Source organism: Planococcus antarcticus DSM 14505, assembly GCF_001687565.2.
Classification (GTDB): Bacteria; Bacillota; Bacilli; order Bacillales_A; family Planococcaceae; genus Planococcus; species Planococcus antarcticus.
Genome location: NZ_CP016534.2, coordinates 3,411,016 through 3,428,844, shown reverse-complemented (window position 1 = coordinate 3,428,844; position 17,829 = coordinate 3,411,016). Strand labels below are relative to the sequence as shown.

19 protein-coding genes are annotated in these 17,829 nt (G+C 40.7%); 16 read left to right on the top strand and 3 right to left on the bottom strand.

All coding sequences use genetic code 11. The features are described from left to right. Positions 1-101: 101 nt before the first annotated feature. Entirely contained in the window at positions 102-485 is a 384-nt protein-coding gene (locus BBH88_RS16845) for a membrane lipoprotein lipid attachment site-containing protein (protein WP_238323352.1), read from the bottom strand. 909 nt (positions 486-1,394) lie between these two features. On the opposite strand from BBH88_RS16845, the gene BBH88_RS16840 reads away from it, so the two are divergent. From BBH88_RS16840 to BBH88_RS19710, 4 genes are all read left to right on the top strand, one after another. Then, a complete protein-coding gene (locus BBH88_RS16840; RefSeq protein ID WP_065536439.1) occupies positions 1,395-2,576 on the top strand; it encodes a metal-dependent hydrolase family protein in 1,182 nt (393 codons plus the stop codon). Then, a complete protein-coding gene (locus BBH88_RS19940) occupies positions 2,566-2,745 on the top strand; it encodes a hypothetical protein (RefSeq protein ID WP_331243682.1) in 180 nt (59 codons plus the stop codon). The genes BBH88_RS16840 and BBH88_RS19940 overlap by 11 nt, the downstream gene beginning before the upstream one ends. A gap of 101 nt (positions 2,746-2,846) precedes the next feature. Then, positions 2,847-3,782 (top strand): M20 metallopeptidase family protein, encoded by a 936-nt coding sequence (locus BBH88_RS16835; RefSeq protein ID WP_331243680.1) that lies wholly within the window; start codon positions 2,847-2,849, stop codon positions 3,780-3,782. Between the two features lie 96 nt (positions 3,783-3,878). After that, positions 3,879-3,992: a dihydrodipicolinate synthase family protein gene (locus BBH88_RS19710; RefSeq protein WP_238323350.1), complete on the top strand. Its 114-nt coding sequence runs from the start codon at positions 3,879-3,881 to the stop codon at positions 3,990-3,992. 384 nt (positions 3,993-4,376) lie between these two features. Here the strand turns inward: BBH88_RS19710 and BBH88_RS16830 are convergent, their stop codons facing one another. Further along, positions 4,377-5,906: an FAD-dependent monooxygenase gene (locus BBH88_RS16830; protein WP_065536440.1), complete on the bottom strand. Its 1,530-nt coding sequence runs from the start codon at positions 5,904-5,906 to the stop codon at positions 4,377-4,379. 396 nt (positions 5,907-6,302) lie between these two features. Between BBH88_RS16830 and BBH88_RS16825 the strand changes: the two genes are divergently transcribed. The 12 genes from BBH88_RS16825 to BBH88_RS16775 all read left to right on the top strand — a co-directional run bounded on the left by BBH88_RS16825 (position 6,303) and on the right by BBH88_RS16775 (position 16,272). Continuing rightward, complete coding sequence (locus BBH88_RS16825) at positions 6,303-7,223, top strand: ABC transporter ATP-binding protein (RefSeq protein ID WP_006831260.1); 921 nt, start codon at positions 6,303-6,305, stop codon at positions 7,221-7,223. Further along, complete coding sequence (locus BBH88_RS16820; RefSeq protein ID WP_006831259.1) at positions 7,216-8,172, top strand: ABC transporter permease; 957 nt, start codon at positions 7,216-7,218, stop codon at positions 8,170-8,172. Before BBH88_RS16825 ends, BBH88_RS16820 begins: the two co-directional genes overlap by 8 nt. Positions 8,173-8,217: 45 nt before the next feature. Continuing rightward, the gene (locus BBH88_RS16815) at positions 8,218-8,643 is read left to right on the top strand and encodes a DUF4064 domain-containing protein (RefSeq protein ID WP_006831258.1); all 426 of its coding nucleotides are present in this window, start codon (positions 8,218-8,220) and stop codon (positions 8,641-8,643) included. Positions 8,644-9,348: 705 nt separating this feature from the next. Then, positions 9,349-10,002: an ABC transporter permease gene (locus BBH88_RS16810; protein WP_006831257.1), complete on the top strand. Its 654-nt coding sequence runs from the start codon at positions 9,349-9,351 to the stop codon at positions 10,000-10,002. A gap of 18 nt (positions 10,003-10,020) precedes the next feature. Further along, positions 10,021-11,013 (top strand): ABC transporter ATP-binding protein, encoded by a 993-nt coding sequence (locus tag BBH88_RS16805; RefSeq protein ID WP_006831256.1) that lies wholly within the window; start codon positions 10,021-10,023, stop codon positions 11,011-11,013. A 4-nt stretch (positions 11,014-11,017) separates the two neighbouring features. Then, positions 11,018-11,755, top strand: a complete 738-nt coding sequence (locus BBH88_RS16800) for an ABC transporter permease (RefSeq protein WP_006831255.1) — start codon at positions 11,018-11,020, stop codon at positions 11,753-11,755. A gap of 27 nt (positions 11,756-11,782) precedes the next feature. Then, on the top strand, positions 11,783-12,691 hold the full coding sequence (locus tag BBH88_RS16795) for an ABC transporter substrate-binding protein (protein WP_006831254.1): 909 nt from the start codon (positions 11,783-11,785) through the stop codon (positions 12,689-12,691). Between the two features lie 269 nt (positions 12,692-12,960). Next, positions 12,961-13,461, top strand: a complete 501-nt coding sequence (locus BBH88_RS16790; protein WP_238323348.1) for a hypothetical protein — start codon at positions 12,961-12,963, stop codon at positions 13,459-13,461. Between the two features lie 1,186 nt (positions 13,462-14,647). Next, positions 14,648-14,878, top strand: a complete 231-nt coding sequence (locus tag BBH88_RS16785) for a hypothetical protein (protein ID WP_006831252.1) — start codon at positions 14,648-14,650, stop codon at positions 14,876-14,878. Positions 14,879-15,245: 367 nt separating this feature from the next. Then, positions 15,246-15,578, top strand: a complete 333-nt coding sequence (locus BBH88_RS16780; protein WP_006831251.1) for a hypothetical protein — start codon at positions 15,246-15,248, stop codon at positions 15,576-15,578. A 91-nt stretch (positions 15,579-15,669) separates the two neighbouring features. Beyond that, the gene (locus tag BBH88_RS19845) at positions 15,670-15,801 is read left to right on the top strand and encodes a hypothetical protein (protein WP_269147321.1); all 132 of its coding nucleotides are present in this window, start codon (positions 15,670-15,672) and stop codon (positions 15,799-15,801) included. A 258-nt stretch (positions 15,802-16,059) separates the two neighbouring features. Next, positions 16,060-16,272 (top strand): hypothetical protein, encoded by a 213-nt coding sequence (locus tag BBH88_RS16775; protein ID WP_006831250.1) that lies wholly within the window; start codon positions 16,060-16,062, stop codon positions 16,270-16,272. Between the two features lie 517 nt (positions 16,273-16,789). Here BBH88_RS16775 and BBH88_RS16770 read toward each other — a convergent pair. Continuing rightward, positions 16,790-17,590 (bottom strand): GNAT family N-acetyltransferase, encoded by an 801-nt coding sequence (locus BBH88_RS16770; RefSeq protein ID WP_006831249.1) that lies wholly within the window; start codon positions 17,588-17,590, stop codon positions 16,790-16,792. Positions 17,591-17,829 lie beyond the last annotated feature (239 nt).

The following is a 17,829-nucleotide window of genomic DNA, read 5'->3' as shown; positions in this document are numbered from 1 at the left end:
GGAAGACCTGGGAATTCTTAAAGAAGTTGAAGGTACACTTTGGCAATCTGTCTTCAATTTGACAAACTGTCATGTGAAAAATGACACCGCTTAAAGTGATATCATTTGTCGGTTGTTACTATTAGATTTTCTGTCTGTCCGTTCCACGTAATTTCCACTTTTATTTCCTCATCTTCTTGAATAACAGCACAACCTCTACAAGCTCCATTTGCAATACTTCCCGTTCCATCTTTTATGGTTATCCCAGTTCCTTCTGATGTACCCAAATTAGCTTCAAGTTTGTATTCTATTGTTTCTGGAGGATCATCTTCACCGGTATATGTTACTATTCCATCTTTTACTTGATTAGTACCGTCGGAAACATCCACGACATAAAAGACATCCCAATTTTCGCTGCTACCTGAAAAGGTGTATCTATCCCCATTTACGCAACCAGTCAGGATAAATAAAAGTACTAAAAACATAATCATTTTTTTCACAAGCATTCCTCCAATCCTAATTGTAAATGATCAGTAATGACTTCTTTTCCCTATTCTACCTTATTATTCATAGAGTAATAACAAGTTCCACAAAATTAATGAAAAACTCAATTAGTTTTTTGTTTGACCTCTCGAATTTAAGGTCTTAATTCAATGTTTAAGCAGCCATAAAATTAGTGGGATCTACAAGCGGTTTAATAGCTGGAAATAACATCCTATAAGGCTCGCTCGACGTGAGGATAAACTAAGTTTAAACAACAGAGAAATGTCTGGAAAGAAAGCTGTACATCCTCCAAGTGCAAGGTAACGAAATTTTTTCATGCGTATATAATAGCCCACTTCCCACAACCATAGTACTGCTTTTTCTATAGCCCTCCGGTCGACATCGGTAGCATACGAATATTTCTGCTGATAGCGATTCCATAATTGTTCCATTGATAACTCATACATATTCTTAGTAAAAGAATCGAAGACCAACTGCTCCTGCATTGCTGCGCCGACAAGAAAGCAAGCCTAGTTTGTGACATTTTCAGAGAGACGGACATCAGTTTATTTTTCACTCCACTTATACAGAATGTTTTGGGCAATGTTAGAATTTCTTTATTTTTCGTAGGATCTTGTGACTTTCCACGAAGAATCACTTACTTATTCGCGTCATACGCTATATAGTAAGTAGACGAAACAGAATAGTATTTTGATAATTCGAACTATATAAGTTAGTTCGTAGACAAAAGAGCAAGTGATGCAAAATAGAGCTTTTTTGAAGACTTCTCACCAAAGTAGAAATTTGCAGAAACAAGTTGTCGCATTTTATTCCACTTATGCTTTTAGTTTATTCGCTGCCTGGTTGTTGATTGGATTGACGTTCAGTCGCTAGTAGAAATAGTAATTGACCATAATAGAGGAGGAATTTGATTGTCTTTGAAAATAGAAAATGTCACGATTTATACAGGGAGAGGCGACAAGCTAGTCGAGTCGGCTATTGTCATTGAAGATAACAAAATCATTGCTGTTGGAGAAGAAGCAGTTGAAAGAAATGCAGAAAATACAATGGATGGTCACGGGAAAACCATTTTGCCTGGTTTTTTTGATATGCACATTCATCTGGGCATGGATGGTATTGCCGATCCATTCGCTCAAATTGCCACGGACAGTCAAGCGACTTCTGCCTATCGCCATCAGGCTAATGGGAAAAAACAATTGGAGTCAGGTGTCACAAGCGTCCGTAACTTAGGTTCTAAATGGCATATTGACTTAGCATACCGCGATGCTGTGGCGGCAGGTCTTGTAACGGGTCCAACGGTTTACGGTTCTGGTCAACCCATCGTCATGACGGGTGGCCACGGATACCCACTTGCTTCTGAAGCAGATGGAGAAGACGAAATCCGTAAAGTGGCACGTCAAACTTTAAAACAAGGCGCTGACGTCTTAAAGCTAATGGCGACTGGTGGAGTGATGACGCCTGGAGTCGATCCGGGCTCTCCGCAGTTATCGGAAAACGAAATGAAGACGGCAGTTGAAGAAGCGCTTCACGCTGGAAAAACGACCGCTTCACATGCACAAGGAACCATCGGCATTCAAAATGCTGTACGTGCAGGAATAACGACCATTGAACACGGCATTTTCCTTGACGATGAAACGATTGAACTAATGATCAAACACGGCACCGTAATGGTTCCGACTCTTGCAGCGCCTTATTATATTGTGAAAAATGCAGATTCAGGTGCGATTCCACCGCATGCCGTCAAAAAGGCTACGCATTGCTACGAAGCTCATAAAGAAAGTTTCCGAAAAGCAGTAGAAGCAGGTGTTAAAATTGCAGCGGGTACCGATGCAGGGACACCGTTTAATTTACACGGCGATTTTGCTAAAGAACTTGAATTGATGCATGAAGGCGGGATGACTGTTCGTGCCATCATTTCTGCTGCAACTTATGATGCGGCTTCTGTCTTGAATGTTCAAAACGAAACCGGGTCATTGGAAAAAGGGAAAATAGCCGATTTTATTATTCTTTCTGAAGATCCAGAAGTAAGTTTTGCTGCTTTTCGAGCAGTCGATACCGTTTATAAGCGAGGAGAAATTGTTTATGTCAATTAATACAAAGAAGTTGTCTGTACAAAATGAAAAACTCCAGCAACTGGTAAGCAAATTAGAAAATCTTTACCCTGAAATGGTCAGCATCCGCCGCCACCTTCATCAATATCCTGAGATTTCCATCAAGAAGTCGAAACACCCAACTACATTGCAGAATACTACCGCGCGTTAGGGTTAGAGGTTAGAACCGGTGTGGGTGGACGGGGTGTAGTCGCTAAATTCAATGCGGATCATGCATAAAAAACCATTGCGTTTCGTGCGGATTTTGATGCTTTGCCAATTCAAGATCAAAAAGATGTGCCTTACAAATCGACCATTCCAGGCGCTATGCATGCTTGTGGTCATGATGGCCATACAGCGGCACTCATGGTTTTTGCCAAAACTTTAGCTGAAAACCCAGAACAAGTGCATCATAACGTAGTCTTTATCCATCAATTCGGAGAAGAAGAATATCCAGGTGGTGCACAAGCCATGATCGCGGACGGTTGCCTTGAAGGCGTTGACGCAGTTTATGGCTGCCATCTTCAAAGCATGATGCCCTCAGGAACCATGTATTACAAAGAAGGCTATATCCAAGCAACGGTCGATACGTTCGTCATTACCGTTACCGGAAAAGGCGGTCATGGTGCCATTCCGCAGGAAACAGTCGATCCGATTGTCACGGCTTCACACATTGTCACGGCACTTCAGTCGATTGTCAGCCGCAACACAGATCCCCTAAAGCAATTGGTTGTTTCGGTCGGATCCATTAACAGCGGCCAAGCCAATAATGTGATTCCAACAACAGCGGTCATGACTGGGACCATTCGCTCGTATGAACCAGAAGTTCGCTCGCTTGCTACCGAAAAATTGGTCGCAATCGCTTCTCAAATTGCAAAAGCGTTTGGCGCTGAAGCTGATACCATTTTTGAAAAAGGCTACGACGCTGTGTGGAATCACTCCGCGGAAACCCAGTTAGCGAAGCGTGCAATGGAAGGGGTGTTAGGCGCTGAAGAGGTAGCCGAAACACCTTCTGTTATGCCTGGTGAAGACTTTTGCTACTATACACAACATGTGCCCGGTTCTTTTATTTTTGCCGGCGCTCAATTAGCGGAAGACGAAAGCGTTTATCCGCACCATCACGCTCGGTTCGACTTTGATGAAACAGCGATGCTCAATACAGCTAAATCATTTGCTGCAATCTTAATCGAATACGATTGTGTGAAATAAAACAAGCAACTATTCAATAAATCTCACATCCAAAGCCAGTAGAGAAAAAGCATTGCTTTTCTCTACTGGCTTTTATTATTTACAGGCTTTGATGAAATGCTTCTCTCAGTGACAGTTCTTGGAGCTGATGGGGCGATTGGCAACACATTCAACATCAACGGACAACGAGCGAGGAGGATTTTTGAACTTACCAACCAAGGTGGAATTTAAAAAGCTAGAGAAATTCATCATGAAACTAATGATTTCACCACCAAGCTTTTAAACAATGGCCCTTACCAAACCTTAAAAAAATTTTGAAAGAAAAAGGCATCAATGCCGGATATTGCCGTCAGCCAATGAAAGAGTTAAGTGAAGAAAAAAGTGAGATTACTAAGGAAATTGCAGCAAAATATTTTTAAATTTTACCAGTTATTATAGAAAGCTATTTGCAACGATAGAGAAAGAAAGTAGATATCAAAAAAGGAAGGAAAGCTAAAAGCTTTCCTTCCTTTTTTGATTCCTAAACAAAATTAGTAATGGCACTAAGTATAGAAGTAGATCAATCGTCCTCTAGGGAACCCAAAGAACACAAAACCTCAAAAATCCGTTACAAAATCACTTTGCATGAAAAGCGACTATTCCAAACTCATCTAAATAGTCTTTCAACACACTGACCTCTTGTGCTTTGTTTGCTAAAGCCACATGACCATCAGGGCGAACGAGGTACAAAGCATTTTGCTGGAATCCCGCCTTCTGCATTTTGGGCTCCCATGCAAATTCATGGACCTCAAGAGATTGCGCGTGGGCAAAGTCCATCAGTTCTTTGCTGGCTTGACCGTAAATATGGATTTGCCAATCAACAGATCGCAACGGAAAGAAATTGTCGCTGCCAGCTAGTTCGATCCACGGCAACCGCATGCCAGCAAAAACTTTTCCTGCTTTGCCTTTGCTAAGGGCACTTTTCCGGTAGTTAATGTGAATCTGAGATAAAATTTTAAAGCCGTTCTTTTTGGTAAGTGAGACTTTGAATAATGAAGGCAAAACGTATGGGATAAAAAATTTACGCAAAACCGTACCCGGAAGCTTTTGATTGATAATGGTTTGGAATGCTTTATCGGTCGTAGCGACTAATGTCCGCGCAAACGCAATCCGTTCTGTTTCGTACGTTTCCAATATGCTGTGAGCGGCTTTTTCTTTAATTACTGCTGCCAGTTTCCACGATAAATTGAATGCATCCCCGATGCCGGTATTCATGCCTTGTCCGCCTGCAGGACTATGGAGATGTCCTGCGTCTCCCAATATAAAGACGTGGCCTTTAGCAAAATGGTCACTTACGCGGTTATGGACGCGGTAAGTGGAAAACCAATTGACGCGCGAAGCAGTTACTTCGATTTTCTTTTCGATGTAATCGCTAATGTTGCTGTATTCAATTGCCATATTGTCATTGAATTCCTCCGGTACAACGCCGAGGATTCTTTTTGTGTATTTATTTCGGACGGACATATACAACATAAAGCCGTCATTATCCATATACATGTCCATCTTTTCCATTTCAACTTCCGATTTTTCGGTTTCTACATCAGCCACAAAGAATAATTGATCATACGTACCACCAGGAAATCCGAGGTCCAGCCCTTTTCGGACAGTACTACCCGCACCGTCACAACCGCATAGGTAAGCGAAATCAGCCGTTTCTTCCGGGTGACCTTCTTTTTTCAATACCGCATTTACGGTTTCTCCAGTGTCTGTAAAAGAAGATAATTCCGTATTCCATTCCACTTTGATTCCTAGTTTTTTTAGTTCATCAACGAGAATTTCTTCATGTTCATCTTGAGGCAAACTGAGGATAAAAGGAAACGGACTCAGCCCTTTGCCGAAATCATGAAATTTCAAATTAGCTTTGACTTCTTTTCCATCACTCAAATCTAACGACAAAATCGGTTGCCCTCTGCTGACGATTCTGTCGGACAAGCCCAGTTGCTGGTAATGCTCTAATATTCGCGCATGAACAGCCAGTGCACGTGACGCTGTACCGGTTCCGGATTTTTTTTCGATGATCCGAAAAGGGACGCCAAAATTTGCAAGGCTGTACGCAAGATCAAGTCCGGTTGGGCCGGCTCCTACGATTAATATTTGTGGTTTCACGATGAAGACCTCCTATTGAGTTGATCGGCTATTTACTGATGGAATTTCCAAGTTAAATTTAAAAGATAGCTAAAAACGAATATAGGGAAATTTATAAAAATGTCACAGCAATATTTTCTGTTTGATCTTGTTGGTGTAATGCAAGGTTGGTTGAGCAACGGATGAAACGAAATGCCGCAAGAAATATTATCTTGTATTTCTACTATATCCTTAATCGGTCCACTTCAAGCAAACAAGGTTTAAAATAAATCGTAAGTTAAAGACAATCCATAAGCAGCAAAGGAAAATCCTTTGTTTCTTTTTATTCTTCTTTTTTTATCTAATTTCCCATTTCTAGGAACTATTTACCTTCTTATTCGTAAAATAAGAAGGAAGTAAATTTATGGAGGTGATTTTATGTCAAAACCAGCGATGCAACTGGTCAATTTAAAAAAGACGATCGGTAAAAAACCGATTATCAAAGGACTGGATTTTGAAATAAAAGCAGGAGAAGTGTTTGGTTTTTTGGGGCCGAACGGAGCGGGCAAGACGACAACAATCCGTATGATGGTCGGCTTAATCGATATCACAGAAGGTGATGTGCTGATTGAAGGAAAAAGCATCAAAACGGATTTCAAAGGAGCCATCCAACATGTCGGGGCGATTGTTGAAAATCCGGAGATGTACCCATTTTTAAGCGGTTGGAACAACTTGAAACAATATGCGCGGATGGTTAACGGTGTCACAGAAGATCGCATGAAACAAGTAATTTCACTCGTAGGGTTGGAAAAAGCGATCCACGAAAAAGCGGGAAGGTATTCACTTGGAATGCGACAGCGTTTAGGGATTGCACAGGCTTTGCTTCACCGACCGTCAATTTTGATACTAGATGAGCCGACCAACGGACTGGATCCTTCGGGAATTCGGGAAATTCGCAAATACATACGTAATTTAGCTGAAAAAGAAAATGTCGCGGTTATCGTATCTAGTCATTTACTGACGGAAATTGAATTGATGTGCGATCGGATCGGCGTTATCAAAAACGGTGAATTGATTGCCATCGAAGCTGTCCGAGGCGTCGAAAACGAAGAGGCTTTAAAAGAAGTCTTTATCGAAGTTGAGCCACTTGAGCCTGCTAAAACTTATTTGGAAACGCAGTTGGCGAACAAAATCGGGGTGACAGCGAAGGAACTTTCTATATCGGTCAAACATGAAGAAATTCCTGCCATTTTAAAAAAGTTGATGGAACAGGGGGTTAGTATTTATGGCGTCCGGGTGCTGCAAGCCACTTTAGAAGATAAATTCTTTGACTTGATTGGAGAGAATACCATTGAGTAACTTCATGAACCTGATCTGGAACGAGCAAATCAAATTGTATGCCAAAAAATCGACTTGGATAATGTTCGCTGTGTTAGCAGTTATTGCTTTAGGCGGGGGACTTTTGACGAAATTTATGGATACTGAATCTAATTTTAAAGAATACGGGGAAAACTGGCAGGCGGAAGTGCAGGAAGAAAATGTACAGCTAGCAGCCGAAATGGAAGAAGATGAATTTCTGGAATTTTCCAATCCTATAATTATTGAAGAAAATAACTATTATTTGGAAAACAATATCAAACCCCAACCTTATGATGGCTGGGAATATGTGCTAGAAAATAGCTTCCTTTCTTCACTGATTAGCTTGTTCACCATTATTGTGGCAGCAGGCATCATTTCAAACGAATTTAAATGGGGAACAATCAAATTATTGCTGATCCGTCCGATTTCGCGGACGAAAATTCTATTTGCTAAGTATGCTTCGGTATTAATCTTCGCACTGTCGTTGCTGCTCTTCTTGCTTGTGGCCTCGTGGATTACAGGCGCATTGCTGTTCGGTCTAAATGGGTTGAATCCATCTATTGTTCAGCAACAAGCAGGTGGCTTCGCCCAAAATGGAGCATTGGGTGAAATTGTGCAGGCCTATGGATTGAGTCTGGTAACGCTTGTCATGATGGCGACTTTCGCATTCATGATTTCTGCTATTTTCAGAAGCAGCGGGATGGCAATCGGCTTGGCAATTTTCTTGATGATGGCAGGCAATGCGATTGTTGCGTTCCTGGCACAATACGAGTGGTCTAAATATATTTTGTTTGCCAATACGAACTTGGAGCAGTATATGGGGGGCGGCGAGCCGATGATCGAAGGAATGACGCTGACATTCTCGCTTGTCGTGCTATTGGTCTATTTCGCACTATTCTTAGGAGCGGCATGGACAGCATTCACAAAACGCGATATCGCAGGGCAATAAAGACGAATTTCAATTAAAGCAAGATTAAAAATTAGGAGGATGATTATGAAAAGAACAGTAGAAGTCGTATTAGGAATTATTGGTGCTTTAGTTTATGCACTTACCGCAGCATTAGGAGGATTTATGGTTTGGCTCCAAAACAATAGAGACATACTGGAAGAATCACTTAATGAAACAGCTGAACAAAATACGGAAATTGGCACGGGCGATGTGGAAGCAATGATTGATGCATTAGGTACAGGCGGCTGGTTACTCGCTATCGCTTCGGTTGTTGCCGTTATTTTAGGGATTGTGGCGATGGTCTTACTTAAGGGCAATAAAAAACCGATGGTGTCCGGAATTATCTTCATTGCGACAGCAGTGATCGTAGCGATTGTCACGGGCGGAGCTGGCATTATAGCAGGCATCTTTTATGTAATTGCCGGTATCATGTGTCTCGTCCGGAAACCTAAGCAAATGATTGAGGGATAAGTTAGGATGTAGAAATGGACGGTCCGGCATATGCAGTTGTATATGCCGGGCCGTCTTTTTATGTTAGGGGACTTGGTTCGTAACAAGCGAACATGAATTTGACTTTGACGCCAGCGGCAAAAAAAGGGAAGTACACTTAGCTGATGACGAAAATCGGGGATCTTGGCTTTTATAGAGCGCTTAAAGAATCTCTTGAAACGTCCGTAGACCATAAAGGGATTTTTACGTTTCATATGCAAATCCAGCTCTTTTGCCAAAGTTTGGAGAGTAAATATCCCGAAAAATGGAAAGTGAAAAAGGACACTCGGTTTTTCTAAATCAGCTTAACTTCCTGCTGGAATCAAAGCCGAAATAGCTATCCTAACCTCATACGGTCAAATAAGTAGCAAATAATATGATATACTTGAAAATATCGAAGAAAAATACTTGGCTAACGGTAAAAATTGAAAAATGCTTTTTTAATCATTTAAGAAAAAAGCGTGCAAACGTAAAAGGCTTACAGTCGGAAAAGTTGCTGCCATACAACAGCACTCAAATTCTCGGGGGCTTGTAAAATGTGGATCAGGCAACTTAAGAACGCGACATCACGTCGCGTTCTTAAGTCGCCTTTTGTTTTTTTTGCGCGTATGCTTTTTGAAATTTACCGCCATCGAATAAAGTTCGATGTTAGCCGTTGTTTTCTGATCGTAGAAGGGAGGTGTTTCAATGGAAAAGTGGGCACGTTTTCTTGAGGTGAACGCTTCTCGTATTTTAGAATTGACAATTGACCATGCCATACTTGTTTCGTTGGCAATTATCGTGGCGCTATTGATCGGCATCCCGCTCGGCATTTACTTGACCACGAACCAATACCTTGCAGACACAGTTCTTCAAATTGCTTCTATTACATTGACGATTCCCAGCATTGCACTTTTTGGTGTGATGATTCCTATCTTTTCTCTGATCAACCAGGGAATTGGATTTGTACCAGCTTTTGTAGCATTGGTATTGTATTCACAGCTGCCGATTATCCGTAATACCTATACGGGCATAAAGAATGTCAACCCGGAAATGCGTGATGCTGCCATCGGCATGGGCATGAAAACGCATCAGCGTTTGTTGCGTGTCGAGATTCCGAATGCATTGCCAGTTATTATGGCTGGTGTCCGGACCGCGGTTGTCATGAATATCGGAATAGCTGTCATCGCTTCTTACATAGGTGCTGGCGGTCTTGGCATTCTGATTACACAAGGGATCAGCAGAGGCGACAATTATTTGATCATCAGTGGCTCCATCGCTGTTGCGATACTTGCGATCATTGCGGATTCTATCTTACTATTGATTCAAAAACGTTTTACGATAAAAGGATTAGTCGATTAACTGCAGAGAGGTGAGTCTATGATTTCATTTAATCATGTAACAAAAAAGTACGGAGAAGATATAACAGCGATCAACGATGTTGATTTTACTGTTGAACAAGGGAAAATTGTCGTGTTGCTTGGCCCCTCAGGCTGTGGAAAAACAACATTGTTAAGAATGGTCAACCGGTTGGAGTCTATTTCAGAAGGCGAAATCATTATCGATAATGAAAACTCCAAGGATTTGAACCCCATTGAATTAAGAAGAAAAATCGGATATGTCATTCAAAGCAACGGGCTTTTCCCGAATATGACGATTGAAGAAAACGTTATGCTGGTTCCAGACCTTCTGGGGTGGAGCAAAAAAGACAAGCGGGAACGCTTCGAGTACTTGATGAATCTGATCGGACTGGATGTCAAAGATTACGGAAAGCGCTTTCCTCACGAATTGTCGGGCGGCCAGCAACAGCGCATCGGCGTGGTGCGCGCACTTGCCGCCGATCCTCCGGTTATGCTGATGGATGAACCGTTCGGCGCGCTTGACCCGATTATTCGCGACAAGATACAGGAAGAGTTTTTGCAAATCCAGCGTGAAGTGAAAAAGACGATTCTTTTTGTCAGCCACGATATCGACGAAGCGATCAAAATGGCGGATAAAATCGTGCTGTTGCGCGACGGTGAAATTATGCAATTCGATACGCCTTCGGAAATGTTGGCGCATCCGAAAAATGAATTTGTTTCCCAGTTTTTCGGCAAAGACCGTGCCATTAAGAGCTTAAGCTTGCATACGGTTGAAAATTTGAGGGAAGTCATCGGACTTGGTCCTGTTGATGAATCCGTCCAAGATACAAAAACGATCAATGTGCATCAGGATTTACGTAATACATTGTCAATGCTGTTGAACCAGGAAGCTGATCAAGTTATTGTAAAAGATGATCAAGGTGAAAGCATCGGAACGATTACAATCGATCTTGTCCAAAAATACCTGCATTTTGAAATAAAAGGGAAGATGTCCGTCTCCCAGGAAGGGTGATCCGGTGAATCGCAAAAAGTTGATAGGTAATATGGTAAGATACTCGCTTTATGCATTGGTCGCCGCATTTTTTATCTGGGCGATTTCCAATAACTATTTTGACTATATCTTCACTCAATCGGAAACATTTTTGGTGTTGTTGAGACAACATATTGTACTGGTGCTGGTTTCTTCACTACTCGCTATTTTAATAGCGGTGCCGGCCGGCATTCTCATCACCAGACCGAAATTCAAAAAAGCGGAATGGCTGGTTTCCAATGTCGTTAATTTGGGACAAACAATTCCCAGTCTGGCAGTCCTTGCGCTAATGATCAGTATTTTAGGCATTGGATTTCAAACAGCAGTTTTCGCGCTGTTCATTTATTCGATTCTGCCTATCTTCAGAAACACAGTGGCAGGCATTGACTCTATTGACAAGAACATGATCGATGCGGCAAAAGGGATGGGCATGAAACCACATCAGATTTTATTTCGCATCGAACTTCCCAATTCAGCTTACTCAATTCTTGCAGGTATCCGGACGGCTGTCGTATTGAATATTGGTACAGCGGCTCTTGCCTATGTAGTGGGTGCAGGTGGTCTTGGAGTTTGGATATTTACCGGAATTAACTTGTTTGATAACGGTTTCCTGATTTCTGGAGCCATACCGGTAACTCTATTGGCGATTCTGGCTGATTATATACTGCGTAAAGTGGAATATGTTGTTGTGCCAAAAGGATCAAGGCGTATTGAGAAAGCGTAGCGAAGAAAATAGGAGGTATCAGAATTTGTGATTAAATCACTCAAACTTATCCCTCTGCTGATCATCACGGTAATCCTGTCGGGCTGTTCGGGCTTTGGAGTTGCAGGAAAAGAAGTGACTGTAGGGGGCAAAAACTTTACTGAACAATATTTATTGTCAGAGATGACGGCTTTCTTATTAGTAGAAGAAGGATTCAAAGTCAACCAAATGAACAACCTGGGCAGCAGTGTTGTTCGCTCAGCACTAGAAAACGGTCAAGTGGACATGATGTGGGAATACACAGGAACGGCGCTCATCACTTATATGGGCGAAGAATCCATCGCTGATCCCGAGGCTGCTTTTCAAAAGGTGAAAGAAATTGATAGCGAAAACGACATCCACTGGATGAATATGTCGGGAGTCAACAACACCTATGCGCTCGTCATGAGAAGCGAGCAATCGGAAGAGCTCGGGATCAAATCCATTAGTGACCTGTCAGCCTATATTAATGATAATCCTGGTGAGTTAACGATGGCTGCCGATGCTGAATTTGCGAATCGTTCAGACGGCTTACCAGGGGTAGAAGAGACCTATGGCTTTGAATTCGGTTCCGGCCAAGTACGCCAAATGGATCTGGGTTTGACACAGCGGACGTTGAACAATGAACAGGTTGACGTTTCAGTAGCCTTTGAAACAGATGCCACTGTTAGAAGTTATGACCTAGTGGTATTGGAGGACGACAAACAATTCTTCCCTCCATACAGAGCAGCTGTGGCGATCAATCAAGAGGTATATGAAGAATATCCCGAAATTGAAGAAATCACAGCTCGTTTGGCAGAAAACTTAAACAGCGACATTATGAGAGAGTTGAATTATTTAGTTGACGTTGAAGGACAGAGTGTTTCAGTTGTTGCTTATGAGTGGCTTGTTGAAAATGGCTTTCTGGAAGAAGAGTAGGAACAACGAGAAGAGGAAAGAAACTCTTCTGAAATCCATCTGACGCAGGACGGGAATCCGTCACACCATGAGCAGATTGGCTGAGAAGGCGTATCCGGAGGGCCATAAAAAGTTCGTGTAACACAAAAGCAGATACTGGATTTCTCATAGAAAACGCACCAATCCTGAGTTGTAACCGGCTCTGGGATTGGTGCGTTTTTGCTTTTTCTGGCTTGTTGTGGTGTAACTTTTCTCCTAACACGGTGTCTAATGGACATAAGGGGGCAAAGATGATGAAATTCAAACTATTCTTTTTGGTTGTAGTTATACTTTTGGCAGCAACAGCTTGCTCTGAAGAACAAGGAGATGTGGTGGATAACAAAATCACGAATCCCGCAATAGAATATCCGGAAGAAATGCCTAAAGCGCCTCCAAATCTCAAAGTAGCGGTAGACGGAATTGAAGTTTCCGCTATTCTCGGCGCACATGCATGGAGCTATTTCGATGAAGAAGAGAATGCTCGGGTATCTGTTGAAGCAGAAACCATTTCTCCTTTAGAAATAGCCATGAATCAGAAAGCCCCTCCAGTAAATGAAATTGCAGTGATCGAGCTTAGATTTGAAAAAGAGCCCAACTCCTATGGTTTCTATATATGGGGATCAAAACATCGTATGAAAGGACCATACAGCAAAATCATACTTGACGAGTCCACCGGGAAAACGGTTTATGAAGTTGTCGCAGCTTGGGAACAAGGGACTGCGCATTATGTTTTTTCTTTAACAATTGAGTAGGATGCCTGCTGCTGAATTAGGGTGTTTGTATAGGAACCTTATGAACAGCTGATATGCAACATCGTCGGGTTTTAGTAGGATGCGCGTCTATATACGTTGAACTAATTATTTATAATGGGAACGAATAAAGATTCGGAGAAGGAAAAGTGGAAGTCGGCAAAAAACCAACTGCTCTTGTATCGTTATGCCGGTTTCATTGGAAAGATACTGCTCAAAGTTCTTTGGTCTATAGCTTTGCGACGAAGCTAGCGTAGCGATGCAGGAGCATATCTTTGCCCTTCGCCGTCTTACACTCTTTATTCTAAGCATCCTTGAGCAACAAGCCACCAAGATACGAAGCAAACCAGCGGAGGCTCCTATGAGAGCAGCGTAAGTGACATGGAAAGTGGAAGCCCTAGTTCGCGTTCGGTGCAAGCTCTTAGCAGCTGATTTGCGGAACATTAACAGGCCGGAATCACATATAGTTATAAATTAAGTTACATTCAGAAACCTGCTTTTTATAAACTTTAAAAGAAAATAGGCGAGCATACACTTTTTAGAAAAATGATAAATTCAAAAGGTTATTTCTTGCTGAATGTGGCTTACGTATTGTCGATTATCGAACTTCTTCTCTTTTTTTATCAGCTAAAAAATCACCTCAGCGCAAAAAGAGAAAGCTAACTATTTAGTGGAAATTCAAGGAAGGACGCAAGGGTAATTAGAACCCTCCGTCCTTCCTTTTTATAAGTTCTTCAAAAAAACTAGTTTTAATAGGAATAACTCATTGTCATTAATAAGTTTTCATAAGAATGCACGGGGGATCATTGAAAAAGAAATGTATTTAGGGTGTATTTATTAATAAACTGAAGGATTATTTTAAATTTTATGTTTTTTTAAAAATGGGTATAAAATAATGGGATATAAGTACATTTATAACTTTTTATTTTTCTTTATTTACCTAATTGCTCATTAATTTTTATTTTAATTAAAAAAATAGTGAATTACAGGTAGATAGAACTAAATAAATATGGTATAAATAAACAATGTAATCTGAATTACTCGATATATGAGAAAAATTAATTTTTTAAAAGTTTTCAAAAAAAACAAAATATTTAATAGGAAGCGACATTTTTCTAGCGAGGTATTCTGTTGGACTCTTTACAAAATAGTTCATAATTAACGAATTTTCAACGGGTGGTGGGAATCCATGAAATACATGCAGTATAAAAGTGTGATTGAGCGAGAACATAAAAAGTCTCTTAAAAAAGTGATGTATAGAATTTGCGTAGATGAACACTTAAACACTAATGAAGGCGCAAAAAAGTTGGGAATAGCAAAAGAACTCTTCGTTTATTGGCGGCATTACTATCGTTTCGATAAAAAGCAATTACTATTTGATGAAATAGCAAATGGCTTAACGACTTCAAAAAACCATTAGCTGATTGATTTGAAAAATCTTGATTTAAAAAGTCCCTCTTCATTTGAGCAAAAGGTTCGTTTGAGAGCTTAAAGGAAGCAATCAATCATTGAATTGATTAGCACAAATAGTCTTTGTAGCCACGTCGTTGGATTACCATCGAAAAAACGAAGCTGCTAGTGGTCGAAATGGGACAAGATGTCGGTTATAAACAGTAGAAACAAATCTGGAAATGGTAAGTCTATGCGGAATAAATGTTTAAAATATTAGCGAACCAGTTAAATTTTCTACTTTTTTTCGTGCGTCATGACTAGGTAAAAGACCTCAACTTCATTTCAGCTGACATATCGACTAACTAAGAAAAGAAATACAAAGGAGATAAAAGAAAATGCCCGAAAACCAGCTGGTTCCTTTAGAATCAATCACCTACTTTTTTACACGCTCAAAAGATGTGCATGAAGAAAACGGCACCCTGTTCGTTACGTTATTTGCCCGTTTAACGAGAGAGTTTACGAAAAGCGGTGGGCAAAAGAAAGTAGAATCTGTATGGGTCGATATAGAGGAAAAAAAGATGGAGCATGCGACCAAACAAATGATGGTCTTACCAAATTACATTCACCGATATAACATTTCGAAAGAAGTGTTTTGGGGGCTATTTAAAGTTTCTGCAGACTGTCGGAAAGAACTTTATTATGTAACACCTTTCTCAATCTTGAAGTAGGATTAAAAAACGATTTTCTTTAAGACAAATTGCACTTGTACAGTAGATAAAATATGCAAAACTTATTGAAAACAAAAGGAGGATATACATAATGGTTGTTATCACAAAAGGCTTTGTGAAAATGGGGAATGCGTCTACACGACGTCAGCTGACTTATGAGGAGTTCATTGAAAGTTACAAACAATACAAAGCCGAAAAAGCTAAACTAGCCGCTCAAGCTTAGTAAGTTCAGATCCATAGAAAACTGAAAAGGCGCTGTTATCCAACTGAGGCAGGTGTCTAGTCAGTTCAACCTTGTACGCCAATCTATTAAATGAGGATGTGGAAAAAGGAGTGAGTGCAGAATGGGGGCCATTGTAAAAGGAGGAAAAAGAGTCTGTAGACCTACCAGCATTCATCCGCAAACTTATGAGGAAATTAAATACAGAATATAATAGAGACAAAGCCAATCTGCACGTAAAGGCCGGGGAGGATATGACTCATGGTAAACAACAGCGACATAAAAAAACTGACAGATGAAGATGTATATTTTCTTCTCTATTTAAACAAAATCAAAGGATTGCCGTTTCATCAGTTAGAGGAAGAGTTTACTCTCAGTAGAGATTCTGTCGAAAAAATTATGGATGGCAGATCTCGAAACAAGTGCTATCTAGGTTACATGGCAATCGAAAAATACCTCAAAGAGACGGCATAATAAGTTAAGAAAGATTTATTGGCTTATTAAATGACCAAACGAAATACACATCTTTACTGTTTGCATGCGACAGCTTATAAAAAGCTGCTTGGATATAAAAAAGGAGAGAAGAGGTTGAGCAAGTACCTCTTCTCTCCTTTTTTGTTGGTAAAAATGAATGAATAGTTTCCACTTAGTTGGACAGAAAAAACAATAAGCACATTTACATTGATCAGACCACAAGAAAGTGTTCCGGAAATCTGGTGGTATGCGTGGTGTCAGGACGATGGCAGTGCCTTTCTTTCAAATGGGTGTAGTGTGGTTTTAGTAGAAAGTGGTCAAGAATTTTTACCTTAACCTAGAAGCAAACGAGTGATTTGAAAAGTATACGTCAATAATGTAAATTCATCATTCAACAATAGAAGATTTGCATATCGCCAGTTATCGAACGAATTAACTAACTGCAGAAGAATCCACCAAAAATAAAAATGAAAACAGGAGAAAGGGCAAACGCATGGTACCAAGCGTTTGCCCTTCTTTAGTAAGCCAACATCTTGGCCATGTAAATTTCATTTTGCGGTTCGTTGTGAATGATCATGGAGTTTCTGCGAATGCCTTCTGATTCGTAACCATTTTTTTCGTAAAGCGTTCGAGCTGGAACATTTGCCTCTAAAACAGTGAGTTCAAGTCTACTGATGGCTTTTGTGATTGCCCATTCCTCTGCTTTCTGAAGAAGCGAGGATGCGATTCCTTTGCCTTGCGAATTTGCTTGAATGGCAAGGCGCAGTTCAGCGCGATGCGTGGCTCGTTTGGCATCATTGCCCTTGACCATCAAGTAGCCAACGTGCTGTCCATTTAGAATAGCAAGAAAGATGATCGAATGGCCGCTTTGCTTCCACTCAATAATTTGCTTTCTCACTTTTTGTGTCGACAGTGCGCGCTCCTCTTTTCCGTACAGTAAAAAGTCTGATTCTCCTTCGATGCTTTTCTGTAAATCTGCGAGAAAACGGGCATCACCGTGTCCGGCAGAGCGTATGAGTAAGATGTCTTCATTGTTTTTGATTGCTTCTTTTTTATTCAAAAGATCTATCCTCTCAAAAATGACATAGCGATTAGGTTCAACGTGATTGACGGTGTAGCCTGCATCTGTCCAGGCCTGAAAATGCTTAGCGGGTGCTTTCGTCTTTTTCCACCAGCTGTGATTGAGGTAAGCACTATGAGGGAGATTTTGCCCCATAATCTTTTCGATTTCAGTAAAATGTAATGTAATAGTCGGGTTTGTTGATGTTGAAAAATAGTCTGCTAATGGGATATATTTCTTTTCTAATGTCGTGTTCATTGAGTTAAATTCCTTTCGATTGACATATTTTTAGGTAATGGAATTACAACATTCGATAATATTTTTTACTTCATCCGCATAAAAAAGCGGCTTGTGGTTTATGCTTTTTATCGCTTGATCAAATAATCGCTGCCTTTTTTAAAAAGGGTAATAATGCTGTCAAGAAATGAATATTTCTTTGGCGATACGCAGTTTTTTGCCCCCTCTACAGTATTCAGTCTTTCTACCACATAAATTTC